Genomic DNA, 15,949 nt, shown 5'->3' on the forward strand with positions numbered 1-15,949 from the left:
AATGATGATTAAAGGAAGTTATATAGATGAGAAAAAGAAAAACAATGGATGGCAATACGGCAGCAGCCTATATTTCCTATGCCTTTACGGAACTTGCGGCGATCTATCCGATAACCCCTAGTTCAACCATGGCTGAATTAGTGGATCAGTGGTCTGCTCAAGGAAAGCATAATCTTTTTGGCCAGCCGGTGAAAGTGGTTGAAATGCAATCTGAAGCAGGGGCGGCCGGTGTGGTTCACGGCTCATTAAAAACGGGCGCCTTAACGACGACCTATACGGCATCCCAGGGACTTTTATTAATGGTACCAAATATGTATAAGATTGCTGGGGAAATGCTGCCAGGCGTCTTTCATGTCGCCAGCCGAGCAGTGACCACCAATGCTTTGAATATTTTTGGAGATCATACCGATGTAATGGCCACCCGACAAACAGGCTTTGCTATGTTAGCGGAAAGCAGTGTCCAAGAAGTAATGGATTTAGCGCCAGTCGCTCATTTAGCAGCTATCGAAGCCAATATCCCATTTTTAAACTTTTTTGATGGGTTTCGAACCAGTCATGAGATTCAAAAAATAGAGGTCTTAGATTATGAGGAATTGGCGCAGTTGGTCAATCATGGAAAATTGGCTACCTTTCGACAAAAAGCCATGAACCCGAATCACCCGACGACGAGTGGAACGAATCAAAATCCTGATATCCATTTTCAACAGCGGGAAACGATCAATCAGCATTATCAAACATTGCCTGAGATCGTTCGTTTTTACATGAAGAAAATCAATGCTTTAAGAGGAACCAACTATGATTTAGTGGATTATTATGGTGCTTCGGACGCCGAAGAAGTCATCGTTTCGATGGGGTCCTCGACGCAAACGATCCAGCAAACGGTGGATCATTTATGCGCTTCAGGCCGCAAGGTGGGGGTCTTGTCGATCCATTTGTATCGACCATTCCCACTAGAAGTCTTCTTAGAAAAACTGCCTGCTACCGTTAAAAGTATCGCTGTATTGGATCGCAGCAAAGAACCTGGTGCCAATGGCGAGTCTTTGCTTTTGGATGTGCAAAGTGCCATGTATGATGCAGCGATTCGGCCGACGATCATTGGTGGACGCTATGGTCTTGGGTCAAAAGATGTGACGCCTGATCAAATCGTTGCCGTTTATGACGAATTGCTCAAGCCAAAAGCGAGCCAAAAGAAACGCTTCACCATTGGGATCACGGATGATGTGACGCAAATGTCGTTGCCATCAAAGGGCACGCTAGATCTAACTGATCCATCCACCTTCCAAGCGAAATTCTGGGGATTCGGCTCTGACGGGACCGTCGGGGCAAATAAGTCAGCAATCAAAATCATCGGTGACCATACCGAAAAATATGTACAAGGCTATTTCCATTATGATTCGAAAAAATCTGGTGGTCTAACGGTTTCTCATCTGCGATTTGGGGATACCCCCATTCGTTCTACCTATTTGATCGAACACGCGGATTTCGTTGCGTGTCATACGCCTGCGTATTTGCATACGTATGATTTGCTGAAAGGACTCAAAAAAGGCGGAACCTTTTTATTAAATACGACCTGGTCACAAGAGCAAATCTTAAAAAATTTACCGAAGAAAATGAAACGTTATCTTGCTGAAAACGAGATCCGTTTTTATACCATTAACGCCATGCAGTTGGCAATGGAAGTCGGCTTAGGTGGGCGGATCAATACCGCGATGGAAACAGCCTTCTTTTACTTGGCAAACATCATTCCGACCGAGGAAATCTTGCCGATTTTAAAAGAAGAGGCGCTGAAAAGTTATCGGCACAAATCGATGGCGATCGTTGAAAAGAACCAAGCAGCCATCGATCGCACCATCGAATTATTACAAGAAATCCCTGTTCCAAGCAAGTGGGCAACGATCGAAGTACCGAAGAGGACATCCACTGCTACAACACAATTTGTGCGGGAAATCGTGGAACCCATCAACCGTCAAGAAGGCAACCAACTAAGCGTGGGTACCCTCGTACGAAATCAAATGACTGAAGGGGTGATCCCTGTCGGGACAACAGCGGTTGAGAAGCGGGGCATCGCTGTTGAAGTGCCCGAGTGGCTATCAGATCGCTGTACCATGTGCAATGAGTGTGCTTTTGTCTGTCCTCATGCGGCGATCCGTCCGTTTTTGGCAGATGAAGATGAACTAACCGAAGCACCTGAAGGCTTTATCGTCAGAGAGATGCGAGGCGCGAATGGGCAAAAATATCGAATTCAAGTTTCCGTTGAAGATTGTACAGGTTGCGGCCTTTGTGTGGAAGCATGTCCCGCCAAAGGGAAAGCTTTGACGATGCGTCCTTACGAAGAACAAAAAGAACAAGCTTTAAATTGGGCTTTTGCGATGACTTTACGTCAAAAAGAAAATCCAGCAAAACCAGGAACTGTTTTGGGCTCTCAATTCAATAAACCTTTGTTGGAGTTCTCTGGTGCTTGTGCGGGCTGTGGGGAAACCCCCTATGTGAAACTATTGACCCAAATGTTTGGTGATCGCATGATGATCGCCAATGCGACCGGCTGCTCTTCGATTTGGGGTGGAACCTCACCAGTATCCCCTTATACAACCAATCACTTAGGACAAGGGCCAGCTTGGTCAAACTCGTTGTTTGAAGACAATGCCGAATATGGCTATGGCATGTTCTTAGCCAACCAAACCCGACGGGAGAAATTAGCGGCCCAGCTGCAGTCGTTGAAAGCCAATGTATCAGAAGAATTGCAGGCTTTGATTGATGATTGGGACCTTCATCGAGAAGAAAGTGCTGGGACGCAACAGCGAGCAGCAAAATTGATCGCCGCCTTAGAAGCTGAAGCTGCCACAACACCTCAGCTGAACAAAATCTTGCAGGAGAAAGATTTGTTTGTTAAGCCAAGCCAATGGATGATAGGCGGTGACGGCTGGGCATATGATATTGGGTTTGGCGGTATCGATCATGTTCTCGCTTCTGGTGCAGACGTCAATATTCTCGTGTTAGATAATGAAGTCTATTCTAATACAGGGGGGCAAGTCTCTAAAGCGACACCGACTTCGGCCATTGCTAAATTCGCTGCAAGTGGCAAGTTTGTTTCCAAAAAAGATTTAGGAATGATGGCGATGACCTACGGACATGTCTATGTCGCACAAATCGCATCTGGTGCCAATCAAATGCAAACGATCAAAGCCTTTGAAGAAGCCGAGCGGTTCCCAGGACCGTCAATCATCATTGCCTATACGCCATGCATCACCCACGGTCTTGCAGGCGGAATGCGTCAATCCTTGAAAGAAGCACAAGAAGCAGTTGCATCGGGGTATTGGAGTCTCTACCGCTATAACCCGCTGTTGACAGAAAAAGGGAAACAGCCAATGACACTCGACTTCAAAAAGCCAGCATTTGATCAAATGCCTGCCTTTATGCAGACACAAGTTCGATTTGCATCCTTGCAGTCTGCCAATCCGAATGCGGCGCAAGCATTGTTTGAAAAAACCGTTTCAGATGCGAAAACTCGTTTCTACAACTATGCCCGCTTAGCAGGTCAAGAAGAAAAAATACGAGCAAAGCTTGAAAAAAAGGTAAGTACTGATGAAGAACAACCGACGGCAGTAAAAACGGAGCGTGTACGAAGAGAAAAACGGCCGTTAAGCGAAGAACAGCTCGCTGAAAGAGCAGCACGGCGTGCAGCGCGCGCAAAGCGCCGTCAGCAAGAGTAATCGCTCGCTGAGGAATGACCCTGAAAAACGGTTTGACCCGTTTTTCAGGGTCATTTGTTGTTTTTCCTAAGAAATGAGTGCAAGAAGCTCGTTTAGATGAAATCTTCTAAGACCTTTGACAAACAATGATTTCAGGATAATGGTAAACTAAGTAAAAGAGCTGTTTATTTTTTCAAAACTTTTTCATAAATTTGTTTTTTTTCAAATCTTTGAAGAGGTCCTATGTTATACTATTATCTGAAGTCTTAAGAATAAAGGAAGGCTGTTTATGTTGATAAATTTCAGGGATTTTTTTAATTTAGATTATTGGAGAGAATTGCTCTCATTTGATATATTTTCTTGGTCATTTTTAGTAAATGTTTTAGATGTGATCGTTGTTTGGTACTTGGTTTATAAGCTGATCCAGCTTGTGCGAGGAACAAAAGCGATCCAGTTGTTTAAAGGCGTCGGCCTATTCATTGTTCTAAGGTTTTTGGCAGGTATCGTAGGATTAAAGACGCTATCTTGGTTGATGGATCAAGTCATCACATATGGGGTGATCGCCGCGATTGTTATTTTCCAACCAGAAATTCGACGAGGGCTGGAGCATCTTGGCCGTAGCTCTTTCTTCAAGACTTCTAAGAATGAAAAACGACGGGATGAAGTGTTGGTCCAAGCGTTGGACAAAGCTGTTCAATATATGGCAAAACGAAAAATTGGTGCATTGATCACGATCGAACGGACGACGGGGTTAGAAGAATATATTGAAACGGGGATTCCTTTAGATGCGGACGTGACGGGCGAATTACTGATCAATATTTTTATTCCCAATACACCGCTACACGATGGTGCAGTCATCTTAAGAGATGATAAGATCGCTGTTGCTAGTGCCTACTTACCACTGTCAGAAAGTCCGTTGATTCCCAAAGAATTTGGGACGCGCCATCGAGCGGCTGTCGGGATTTCAGAAGTTAGTGATGCGTTGACCATTATCGTCTCAGAGGAGACGGGAGACGTCAGTATTACCCTGAATAATCGGATGCTTACTGAGCTTTCGCGACAAGAGTATCTCGACGTGTTGAATCGCGAATTAGTGCCAGAAGAAAAGCCTGGTAAACGCAACTTGCTGCAATCTTTCTTTGAAGGGGTCAACAAAGGAGGAAGAAAATGATCAAGAAAGAACGTCGTCAAAACGTATTTTATGGTATACTAGCGCTGTTCTTTAGTCTGGTTCTGTTTTTCATCGCCAGCGGATCAAGCCTGCAAGTCAACCTTGCAGGAACTTCAAATCCTTATGAGGAAGAGATCGATAATGTACCGATTCAGACCACCTATGACACAGATGAATACTTTATCCAAGGATTTGAAACAACAGTAGACGTGACTTTGTCTAGTCGAAATCGGGTGCAATTGAATGCTGAACGTAGCGAGGAAACGCGGAGCTTTCGAGTAGTTGCTGATTTGACTGGACTTGATGAAGGAACCCATGAGGTCCCTTTAGAAGTGAAAAATCTTAGCTCAAGTGTGACAGCCGAAATCGAACCCAAAACCGTCACTGTGACGATCGAGAAAAAAGTCACCCAAACGTTTACCGTTGAGCCAGTCATCTCGACAGATGGAGCAACGAGTGGTTACGGCGTTGATTCAATGAGTGTTGAACCGCAAGAAGTAGAGATCACTACTGGCGACAAGACACTGGCAGAAATCGACCGAGTGGTAGCGATCGTGAATCCAGATGATATTACTGGCGATTCGATCACGGTGGATGGAACGATCGAGGCTTGGGATAGTGAAAACAATCCTTTAGCGATCATTCCTGAGCCAGATTCGGTCGATGTGGCATTGATGATGGAAGCGCCAAGCAAAGAAATTGAATTGTTTGTCACTCAACAGGGGACAACACCAGATGGGATCTCTCATTACATCTACCGGATGAGTAGTATCAGTGCGGTGCTAACAGGACCACAAAGTATTTTGGATGAGACCCAGCAGATCGGTGTCCCAGTGGATGTTAGTGAGATCACAACCACGACCGAACGGACAGTAACGATTCCAGTACCAGAGGGAACAACGATCAATCCAACAGTAGTGACGATCCAAATCACTCCGGTTGCAGAAACAACTACTGAGAATCAATCAAACAATGATGGCGATGAAGCAACGAACAGTGCGAATTCTCAAGCCAATTCTTCGACAGTCGACACGACGCAAGAACAAACAGAGAATTCCGCAAGCAGCACGACGACAAGCAGTTCTTAGTCGTTTGACTGTAGAGAATGAATAAGAGAGGTTATTAAAATGGGAAAATATTTTGGTACTGATGGTGTTAGAGGAGAAGCAAACAAGGAGTTGACACCTGAATTAGCATTTAAATTAGGTCGTTACGGCGGCTATGTATTAAGTCAGCATGAAACTGGGGACCGCCGTCCCCGTGTTTTGGTGGGACGGGACACACGGATTTCTGGACAGATGCTAGAAAATGCATTGATCGCTGGACTATTATCTGTCGGGATCGAGGTATTCCAATTGGGTGTTATTTCTACACCGGGTGTTGCGTACTTGACGAAAGTGCAAAAAGCGAGTGCAGGTGTAATGATCTCTGCCTCTCACAATCCTGCACAAGACAATGGCATCAAGTTTTTCGGGAATGATGGCTTTAAATTAGTCGATGAACAAGAAGCTGAAATTGAAGCATTACTTGATGCACCGGAAGACACACTTCCACGTCCTTCTGCCGATGGCTTAGGAACGGTGGATGAGTTTCCAGAAGGGTTGTTGAAATACTCTCAATTTCTACGTCAAACGATTCCTGATGATTTGGAAGGAATCACGGTGTGTGTTGATGCAGCAAATGGCGCAACAGCAACAAGTGTCAATCGTTTGTTTGCCGATCTAGAAACAGAATTCTTCACAATGGGGACGTCTCCAGACGGGTTGAACATTAATGATGGTGTGGGATCGACTCACCCTGAAGCGTTAGCTGAATTTGTCGTTGAAAAAGGGGCGGATGCTGGTCTTGCGTTTGATGGAGATGGTGATCGGGTCATCGCAGTAGATGAACTAGGAAACATCGTTGATGGCGATAAAATCATGTATATCTGTGCGAAATATTTAGCGGAGCAAAAGCGCTTGAACCAAGAAACGATCGTGACAACAGTCATGAGCAATTTAGGGTTCCATAAAGCAGTGGAAGCAATTGGACTGAAAGATGTCATCACACAAGTCGGTGACCGTTATGTCGTCGAAGAAATGCGTAAAAACGATTATAATTTTGGTGGCGAGCAATCAGGTCACATGATTTTCTTGGATTTCAATACGACAGGTGACGGTTTGCTATCAGGAATTCAACTATTGAATATCATGAAACAAACGGGCAAGAAACTGTCGGAATTAGCAGGAGAGGTAACAATCTATCCACAAAAACTTGTCAACATTCGAGTGACAGATAAAAATGGCGCGATGGATGTTCCAGCTATCCGTAAAATCGTGGAAGAGACAGAAGCAGAAATGAACGGCGAAGGCCGTATCTTGGTTCGTCCTTCAGGAACAGAACCATTGCTTCGGGTGATGGCAGAAGCGCCAACCATTGAAAAAGTCGATTACTATGTAGAAAAAATCGCAGCGGTCGTTCGAGAAGAAATCGGTGCGGAATAAATAAAGAAGTAAGACGACCAAAGGATGTCTTTGGTCGTCTTTTTTGTCTACTTACCAGCAAGAAGCCAACTTGCGAATTAGAGAAACTTGTCAACGATTTTGTCGGCAACGCGTAACAGAGGAGACGCAGTGGGCAAGCCTTGCGAAGGATAGTTGCTTTTAAAAGTCTTTTCGGATTTGTTGTGCAGTAGACAAGAAAAAAAGAACCCCTATGAACGATCGAGTCATCGAACGAGGAGTTCTTTTTATTATACAGAAGATAACCAATTCGGTTTCAATCTTTTAAAAAACTTATTCAACGGTAACGGATTTTGCTAAGTTTCTTGGTTTATCAACGTCGAATCCGCGCTGTAAAGTGGCAAAGTAAGCCAGCAGCTGTGTTGGAACGACTGCCACTAAGCTGGTTACCAATGGGTGAACGTTTGGTAAAATGATTTGATCAGTCGCTTTTGCTAATTCTTGGCTAACGATCACAAGGGTATGAGCCCCACGAGATTCGACTTCTTTCAAATTGCCTCGCGTATGAGAGCCGGTCACTTCTTCCGTGATCACACCGATCACTGGTGTACCTTCTTCGATCAACGCGATGGTGCCGTGTTTTAATTCACCAGCCGCAAAGCCTTCCGCTTGGATATAAGAAATTTCTTTTAATTTCAATGCCGCTTCCATCGATACATAGTAATCATTTCCACGTCCAATGTAAAACGCATTACGGGTTTCGGAAAGGAAATCCTCAGCAAATTGACTGATAACAGCTTTTTCATCCACTAAAGCCTCCATTGCAGAAGCAACGATGCTTAGTTCATGGAAAACATCAAAGTCCAATGCTTCAGGAACAGCTTTTTCATCACCAATGGCTTTTGCTAATAACGTCATCACTGCGATCTGTGCAGTATACGCCTTTGTAGAGGCAACAGCGATTTCTGGACCAGCATGAAGCAATAAGGTATGGTTCGCTTCTCGAGAAAGAGTAGAACCAGCAACGTTGGTAATCGTCAGACTAGGAAGACCTAACTGGTTGATCGTCACTAATACTTGACGGCTATCTGCCGTTTCACCACTTTGTGATAAGAACAAGAAGAAGGGGTTTGCTGACAACAATGGCATGTTGTAGCCAAACTCACTAGATAAATGAACCTCAACAGGGATCTGTGTTAGTTTTTCTAAAATGGCTTTTGCTGCCCAGCCCGCATGATTGCTAGTACCACAAGCAATTATGTAGATCCGATCGCTAGCTAAAAGTTCGCTTTTTAACGCTGGATCGATCACTACTTCACCAGATTCTCCTTGATATTCTTGGATCAAGCGGCGCATCACAGTTGGTTGATCATCGATTTCTTTTAACATGTAGTAAGGGTATGTTCCTTTTTCGATGTCAGTCAGATCTAGTTGTGCTTCATAAGACTCACGGTACACAAGGTTTCCTTTTGGATCTTCGATTTCGATCGCATCGGCTGTTACGGTCACCATTTCGCCATCTTCGATCTCAACAAAGTGAGTCGTTTGATCGAGCATTGCTAAGGCATCGCTGCAGATGACATTGAACCCATCTCCCAAACCGATCAATAAAGGACTTTTGTTTTTGGCAACATAAATGGTTTCTGGATCATTTTTTTCTACTAAGGCAAAGGCATAAGAGCCGCGAATCAAGGACAAAGCTTTTTTAAAGGCTGCTTTGGTCGTGCTGTTGTCTTGCTCCTTCAATGCTTCAATCAAATGAACAACGATTTCCGTATCTGTTTGACCTTCAAATTGGTGGTTGCTTAAATATTCTTGATGAAGCTCTTCAAAGTTTTCGATCACACCGTTATGAACCAACACGAGTGCTTGGTTTGCTGAAGTGTGAGGATGAGCGTTCATTTCTGATGGCTTGCCGTGGGTCGCCCAACGGGTATGTCCGATACCGATCGTTCCTGTTACTTCAGAAGTCACTTTTTCTTCCAAGTTTTTGATTCTTCCTTGGGCTTTAATTAAGTGATCCGAAGTCCGATCAGCGACATAAAGACCTGCTGAGTCATAGCCGCGATACTCTAAGCGTTCCAATCCGTTCAAAATAATTCGTTCTGCATTTGATTTTCCTACGATTCCTACAATTCCACACATAATGATAATCCTACTTTCAAAAAATTTAGTTTGGCATTATGTATTTCTATCTGCGTAGCAAGTCTTTGTCATCACCTTACGATGAGATTTGTTCTTGCCTGTAGAGTGCAGTCCCTAGAGTCATCCGCCGAATATTTCGATAAACTCTTTCCTCGTCATCTGTTTCCAGATCAGGCGCTATCCTTATTGGTCTATCTATCCTCCTTGTGAGATATTTTATAGAAATACAAGCAATATCATAATATTTATTCCTGTTACTGTCAACTCAAAGTTATATAAAAATAATTGGTATAGTTATTGGTAAGGTTGATTTGAACCTATTTAAAGGAAATCAAAACAGCTGACATAGCTTTGTCGAATAAGATTCCCAAGAAATTTCCTCATAAAGCTATGCTTTTTTTTTTAAGTTCGCTACAATAAAAAAGTAAGAAAGTGAGGGAATGAAATGCCAGAATTTGTAAATTGTATGACTTTTTCAGAGCTAAAGAAAATGGTAGCTGCGATAGAAAAAGATCCTAATGTCACAGATGAAACAAAGGTCATGTTGGATACGGGCTGGGACAGCTTGCAAGAAATTTTGCCTGGATCAGTCACCGTGGAAACCGCGCAAACATTCGAAGTCCAGGATGAACTGACAAAGGAATTTTTTGGTGGCTACGTCTTAGCTGAAAAAAGCGAGAAATTTGATGCGGTTGGAGACGAAGAAGCAGTGATCGTCATCAAAAATCTATACTAAAAATGGGAAAGGTGAAAAGTTAGGTGGGAAAATGAATAAAAGAAGATGGATCGCAGCGGCGATCGCAGCAGGGTTATTTGTCTGCTCGGGGGTTTTTTCAGTAATCACAAATCGTCCAGAGCAAGAGGAAACTCAGACGTTACAAGGGTTAAATGCTTTGTTCTATGGAAGTAATGCGATCGAAGAGACAACGTTAGTTGCCGGAGATCAAGACAATCGTATTGTTCGCTTATCTTTAGAAGGAACCATCGCCAGCAGCTCCAGTGGTGGCTTATTCACAACAGAATCTTATGATCATCAGCGGTTTTTAGAAGAACTACGGATGATCCAAGAAGATCCAACTATTGGAGGCATCTTGATGGAAGTCAATACGCCAGGAGGCGGCGTCTATGAAAGTGCGGAGATCGCTCGTGAGTTAGCAAAAATCAAAGAGTTAGGGATTCCAATGTATGTCAGTATGAAAAACATGGCAGCCAGTGGCGGTTATTATATCTCGGCAGGTGCTGATAAAATTTTTGCAACGGATGAAACCATTACTGGTTCAATCGGGGTGATCATGTCAGGGCTAAACTATGCTGGCTTATTCGAAAAGCTAGGGATCGAAGACAATACGTATAAAAGTGGCGCACTAAAAGATGTAGGTTCATCAACGAGAGAACCCACAGAAGCCGACAAGGAAGTCTTGCAGACCTATGTCGACAATGCCTATGGTCGGTTCGTAAAAATCGTAGCAGAAGGACGTGGCATGACAGAAGAAGCCGTTAGAAAGATCGCTGATGGCCGTATCTATGATGGTCAGCAAGCAGTGTCTGTTGGTTTAGTGGATGAAATCGGTTTTCCTGAAGATACATTAGCAGCAATGCAAGCAGATCTAGGCTTGGAAGATGCCGAGATTTTCAGCTATGATGTTTCCTCTACTGGATTTGCTTCTACTTGGTTAGGTTCAAGTTTAGCCGAACTACAAGGATTAAAAGAATCAAACACAGAGCGAGTGATCCAATTGATGGAAAGCCTTGGAACCAGCGATGCTCCGAAACCTCTTTATTACTATGGAGGTGAATGACTATGACAGAGAAAAACAAGTATTCCGCTGGCACATCGTCAAGGGATGACAATCACACAAGTACGTCAATCGATCAAAGGGAACAGCGGGAAACCTCGACACCGTCAACCGGTCATACGGATGTGCCAACTGAGGCACAGGTTTCAGAAACAACCGAACCAGTAAGTGCCAACAAAGCGATGAGGAACGCACAAGTAAATCATCCCGATGATTTTTACCAACAAGTCTTAACGTCTTTTAAAGAAGAAGAGTATACCCAAAGCGAGATCGAGGAAAAACAACAAGCCTGGCAACGGTATGAAGAACCTGAAAAACAGGCAGAAGACAAACGGTTCTTCAATGATTTTCCTAGCTACTTTTTTGCTGGGTTTTGGATTCGTTTCTTTGCTTATCTCGTTGATGTGTTGGTGATCCGAGCGATTACCCAAATAACGATCGGTAGTATCTACAATCTAGCGAATTTAACGGCAACCAATCAGCGGTTCGGCCTTTACAACATCTGTGCCTTAGCAATCTATCTAGGCTATTTTGTTCTAATGACAAAGCTAAATCATGGTCAAACGATTGGAAAAATGCTTTTTGGCATTCGAGTGGTTTCTTTTGTAGAGGAAGAACTCAGCTGGCAAACTGTGTTGATTCGCGAGCTTTGCGGACGCTACGTATTACAATTCAATCTTTTCTTTTATCTTGGTTATTTACCGATCGCCTTTAATAAAAATAAGCAGCAGGCTGCGGATTATTTTGCAGAAACCAGTGTGGTGACCATTAATCTGATCAAAGCTTTCAATAAACAAGTGGATGCCAATCACGTAATGATTGGCGCACAAAACTAAGTAGCAGATCAAGCAAGTAGTAAAGGAGGGATCGAGAATGGGTGAGACGATTGATTTCCCAGGACCAAATGAACGGCTTCGGCTGGCGGCAGAAAAAGCCTACCAGTCAAAGGAGTTTTTGCAAGCTTTTCGCCTGTACAATGAACTCTATCAAAAAAATGCCAGTTTTGAGATCAATCAATGGCTGGTTGAATGTCTGCAGCAGTTGAATGATTTTGCCAAAGCGTTAGATCTGGCGGAAGACTATTTGGATGACTATTTAAAAGAAACCGACGGGTATTTACAAATTGGTCATCTGCTGATCTTGGATGGTCAGTATTTAAAAGCTCGGCGCTGGCTTACATTAGGTAAAAAAACAAAAATTGCAAGCCGCTATCAGGAACAGTTAGCAAGTGAATTAGCAAAGGTAGAAGAAGTGCAGCAAATTTTAGGGCTGGAAGATTTTCATGGGAAACGCAAGCATTTACGTGCATTAGATGAAGCCAATCAACCGGTGAGTGCAACAGAATGGCACGTTTTTACCCAAGCCATTACCAAACCACAATTTGTCACGCTGATGCATGAAACGTTAGCTTCCATCAAAAATCCATATTTACTGCCCAAATTAGTGGATGAGCTCGTGCGTCTTGAAGTGGACGAACCTTTTGAACTGATCGATTACCTTGGGAATATGCAGCAAATCGTTCCGAAAGAGTTAAAACTTTTGCAAGAAGATGCCGCTGTTAAAGCGATCCAGAAAGAGATTGACGAAACGATCGCCCAAGAAGATCCGATTTTAGCAGAAAGCGTCTCAGCAGAGATCAATGATCATTTAGCCATCAGCTACCCATTTTTACCTGCAAAAGAGGAGGCAAAAGCATGGGTGGCAAGCTACATTGAAGATTATCGTGGGTTATTTGAAGAAAAAGAACAGCCAAAAGCAGTGAATGAAATTGAAGAACGCAAACGACACCTACGCAATATCCTACGATTGAGCATTCGCTGAAAGAAAAATTCGCAACTTTCATGGTAAAATGTTTACAATTAAACAACGTTAGTGTACTATTTAAAGGTATGCATGAAGCTATTTCATATGTAAATCAATTAATATTCGGAGGGAAATAAATGACTGCAAAATGGGAAAAAACAGGCACCAATGATGGTGTTTTGACATTTACGATCGCTCAAGCAGAAATCCAAAAAGGCTTGACGACTGCATTCAATAAAGTGAAAGGCAATCTTAACGTACCTGGCTTCCGTAAAGGGAAAGTTTCACGCCAAGTATTTAACCGTATGTACGGCGAAGAAGCGTTGTATGAAGATGCATTGAACGCTGTTCTTCCAGAAGCTTATGAAGCTGCTGTAAAAGAAGCAGGGATCGATCCTGTTGCGCAACCAAAAATCGACGTTGACAGCATGGAAAAAGGCCAAGATTGGGTTATCAAAGCAGAAGTTACTGTAAAACCTGAAGTAAAACTTGGTGATTACAAAGAATTAACAGTTGAAAAACAAGACCGTGAAGTCACAGAAGAAGACGTGGATGCACGCATCAAACGTGAACAAGAAGCACAAGCTGAATTAGTTATCAAAGAAGACGAAGCAGCTGAAAATGGCGACACAGTCGTTATCGACTTTGAAGGCTTCTTAGGGGAAGAAACATTTGAAGGCGGCAAAGGTGAAAACTACTCACTTGAACTTGGCTCAAACTCATTCATCCCTGGTTTTGAAGAACAATTAGTAGGAACAAAAGCTGGTGATAGCAAAGACGTTACCGTTACTTTCCCAGAAGATTATCAAGCAGAAGATTTAGCTGGTAAAGAAGCAGTCTTCAAAGTAACTGTTCACGAAGTAAAAGCAAAAGAACTTCCTGAATTAGATGATGAATTCGCAAAAGACGTTGATGACAGCGTTGAATCATTAGCTGAATTAAAAGAAAAATACCGTGCTGAATTGACTGAAACAAAAGAAAAAGCAGCTGAAGATGCAAAAGATGAAGCAGCGATCCGTCAAGCAGTTGAAAACGCAGAAATCGTTGAATTACCACATTCAATGGTTCATGATGAAGTACACCGTTCAATGGATGAATTCTTGAACAACATGCAACGTCAAGGAATCTCACCAGAAATGTATTATCAATTAACTGGTTCAACTGAAGCAGATCTGCACACACAATTTGAAGGTGAAGCAGAAACCCGCGTGAAAACAAACCTTGTTATTGAAGCAATCGCTAAAGCAGAAGGTTTGGAAGCAACAGAAGAAGATATCGAAAACGAAATCAAAGAACTTTCTGAAGCTTACAACATGCCAGTGGATCAAATCAAACGCGTCTTAACAGAAGACATGTTGAAACATGATATCACGATGAAGAAAGCAGTTGAACTTGTCACAGGTACTGCAAAAGAAGCGTAAGCAAAATGCTTAAAAACGGCGAACATCTAGCGGTGTTTGCCGTTTTTTCTTGGGAGTAAGAGGGGCTAGTTTAACAATTACTAACAAATGATAAGAAAACGTTAGGCAACGTAAAAAGAACTTTTTCTTTCAAAAAAGTTATGATATGATTGTTTAAGACTGCAAAGTTAGTAAACAAAATTCCACTCCTTTAAATAGGTTGGAAAATTTTCAAGGGGTGAACAGTATGTACGATAATACAAACGGTAATGAAGCTGTTCGTTGTTCTTTTTGTGGCAAAACGCAAGAAGAGGTGAAAAAGATCGTTGCAGGTCCTGGGGTCTATATCTGTAATGAATGCATCGATTTGTGTAAAGAAATCATTGATGAAGAGTTTTACGAAGAAGCAATTCGTGAATTTACCGAAGTGCCGAAACCGCAAGAACTACTGAATGTTCTCAATGAATATGTGATTGGACAAGATCGTGCGAAACGGACATTGGCTGTAGCGGTTTACAATCACTATAAACGGGTCAATGTAGAAACGACAGCAGAAGATGTAGAATTACAAAAAAGCAATATTTGCTTGATCGGACCAACAGGTTCTGGGAAAACATTTTTAGCACAAACGTTAGCACGTTCACTAAACGTGCCTTTTGCAATCGCTGATGCAACCAGTTTGACAGAAGCCGGCTATGTCGGTGAAGATGTGGAAAACATTCTTTTGAAACTGTTACAAGCTGCTGATTATAACGTAGAAATGGCAGAAAAAGGAATCATCTATATTGATGAGATCGATAAAATCGCCCGTAAGAGTGAAAATGTATCGATTACTCGTGACGTATCCGGTGAAGGCGTGCAGCAAGCATTGCTGAAGATCCTAGAAGGAACGACTGCTAGTGTACCGCCACAAGGTGGACGGAAACATCCACATCAAGAGATGATCCAAATTGATACCACCAATATTCTCTTTATCGTTGGCGGGGCGTTTGACGGAATCGAAACCATCGTTAAAAACCGTTTAGGTGAAAAAACAATTGGTTTTGGCACGAACAATAAGCGTCTTGAAGAAGGCGAAAGTGTGATGCAGCAAATCATTCCTGAAGACTTGCTTAAATTCGGTTTGATTCCTGAATTTATTGGCCGCTTGCCAGTGATGGCTGCCCTAGAGAAATTAACGGTAGATGATTTAGTGCATATTTTGACTGAACCAAAAAATGCGCTGGTTAAACAATACCAGAAGTTAATGGCGTTAGATGACACCGAGCTGGAATTTGAGCCAGAGGCTTTGCGTGCCATTGCTGCGCAAGCCATTGAGCGAAATACCGGTGCTCGTGGGTTGCGTTCGATCATCGAGAATATCATGATGGATGTCATGTTCAATGTCCCTTCAGATGAGTCGATCCAAAAAGTCACCATCACGGAAGAAGCGGCAAAAGGACTTGGTGAACCAAAAATCATTTACAATGAAGAGACCAAAAAAGCAGTCTAATCGAGACCAAGT

The 15,949-nt window shown here is 42.9% G+C and carries 11 protein-coding genes; 10 read left to right on the forward strand and 1 reads right to left on the reverse strand.

Features of this window, described 5'->3' with window-relative positions:
• Window positions 1-26 precede the first annotated feature (26 nt).
• The 4 genes from nifJ (at window position 27) to glmM (ending at window position 7,343) form a co-directional block, all read left to right on the forward strand.
• Window positions 27-3,710 (forward strand): pyruvate:ferredoxin (flavodoxin) oxidoreductase, encoded by a 3,684-nt coding sequence (nifJ, locus tag IGI77_RS07995; protein ID WP_438769824.1) that lies wholly within the window; start codon window positions 27-29, stop codon window positions 3,708-3,710.
• A 268-nt stretch (window positions 3,711-3,978) separates the two neighbouring features.
• Window positions 3,979-4,860 carry a diadenylate cyclase CdaA gene (gene cdaA / locus IGI77_RS08000; protein WP_005235688.1) on the forward strand — a complete coding sequence of 294 codons (882 nt, stop codon included), beginning with the start codon at window positions 3,979-3,981 and terminating at the stop codon, window positions 4,858-4,860.
• On the forward strand, window positions 4,857-5,948 hold the full coding sequence (locus IGI77_RS08005; RefSeq protein ID WP_005225958.1) for a CdaR family protein: 1,092 nt from the start codon (window positions 4,857-4,859) through the stop codon (window positions 5,946-5,948). The genes cdaA and IGI77_RS08005 overlap by 4 nt, the downstream gene beginning before the upstream one ends.
• 39 nt (window positions 5,949-5,987) lie before the next feature.
• Window positions 5,988-7,343 carry a phosphoglucosamine mutase gene (gene glmM / locus IGI77_RS08010; protein ID WP_438769825.1) on the forward strand — a complete coding sequence of 452 codons (1,356 nt, stop codon included), beginning with the start codon at window positions 5,988-5,990 and terminating at the stop codon, window positions 7,341-7,343.
• Window positions 7,344-7,634: 291 nt separating this feature from the next.
• On the opposite strand, the gene glmS is transcribed toward glmM, so the two are convergent.
• Window positions 7,635-9,446 (reverse strand): glutamine--fructose-6-phosphate transaminase (isomerizing), encoded by a 1,812-nt coding sequence (glmS, locus tag IGI77_RS08015; RefSeq protein ID WP_159160578.1) that lies wholly within the window; start codon window positions 9,444-9,446, stop codon window positions 7,635-7,637.
• Between the two features lie 445 nt (window positions 9,447-9,891).
• Here glmS and IGI77_RS08020 point away from each other — a divergent pair, with 445 nt between their 5' ends.
• The 6 genes from IGI77_RS08020 (at window position 9,892) to clpX (ending at window position 15,937) form a co-directional block, all read left to right on the forward strand.
• Window positions 9,892-10,182 (forward strand): hypothetical protein, encoded by a 291-nt coding sequence (locus tag IGI77_RS08020; RefSeq protein WP_005225961.1) that lies wholly within the window; start codon window positions 9,892-9,894, stop codon window positions 10,180-10,182.
• Window positions 10,183-10,213: 31 nt separating this feature from the next.
• Window positions 10,214-11,245 carry a signal peptide peptidase SppA gene (sppA, locus tag IGI77_RS08025; RefSeq protein ID WP_438769826.1) on the forward strand — a complete coding sequence of 344 codons (1,032 nt, stop codon included), beginning with the start codon at window positions 10,214-10,216 and terminating at the stop codon, window positions 11,243-11,245.
• 2 nt (window positions 11,246-11,247) lie between these two features.
• The gene (locus tag IGI77_RS08030) at window positions 11,248-12,078 is read left to right on the forward strand and encodes an RDD family protein (protein WP_123833889.1); all 831 of its coding nucleotides are present in this window, start codon (window positions 11,248-11,250) and stop codon (window positions 12,076-12,078) included.
• Window positions 12,079-12,115: 37 nt separating this feature from the next.
• Window positions 12,116-13,063, forward strand: coding sequence for a hypothetical protein (locus tag IGI77_RS08035; protein ID WP_015509612.1), 948 nt, complete (start codon window positions 12,116-12,118; stop codon window positions 13,061-13,063).
• A gap of 119 nt (window positions 13,064-13,182) precedes the next feature.
• Window positions 13,183-14,466: a trigger factor gene (tig, locus tag IGI77_RS08040; protein WP_005225965.1), complete on the forward strand. Its 1,284-nt coding sequence runs from the start codon at window positions 13,183-13,185 to the stop codon at window positions 14,464-14,466.
• Window positions 14,467-14,692: 226 nt separating this feature from the next.
• The gene (clpX, locus tag IGI77_RS08045) at window positions 14,693-15,937 is read left to right on the forward strand and encodes an ATP-dependent Clp protease ATP-binding subunit ClpX (RefSeq protein ID WP_010748174.1); all 1,245 of its coding nucleotides are present in this window, start codon (window positions 14,693-14,695) and stop codon (window positions 15,935-15,937) included.
• Window positions 15,938-15,949: the final 12 nt, after the last annotated feature.

Source organism: Enterococcus sp. DIV0213h (assembly GCF_051711285.1).
GTDB lineage: Bacteria > Bacillota > Bacilli > Lactobacillales > Enterococcaceae > Enterococcus_D > Enterococcus_D casseliflavus.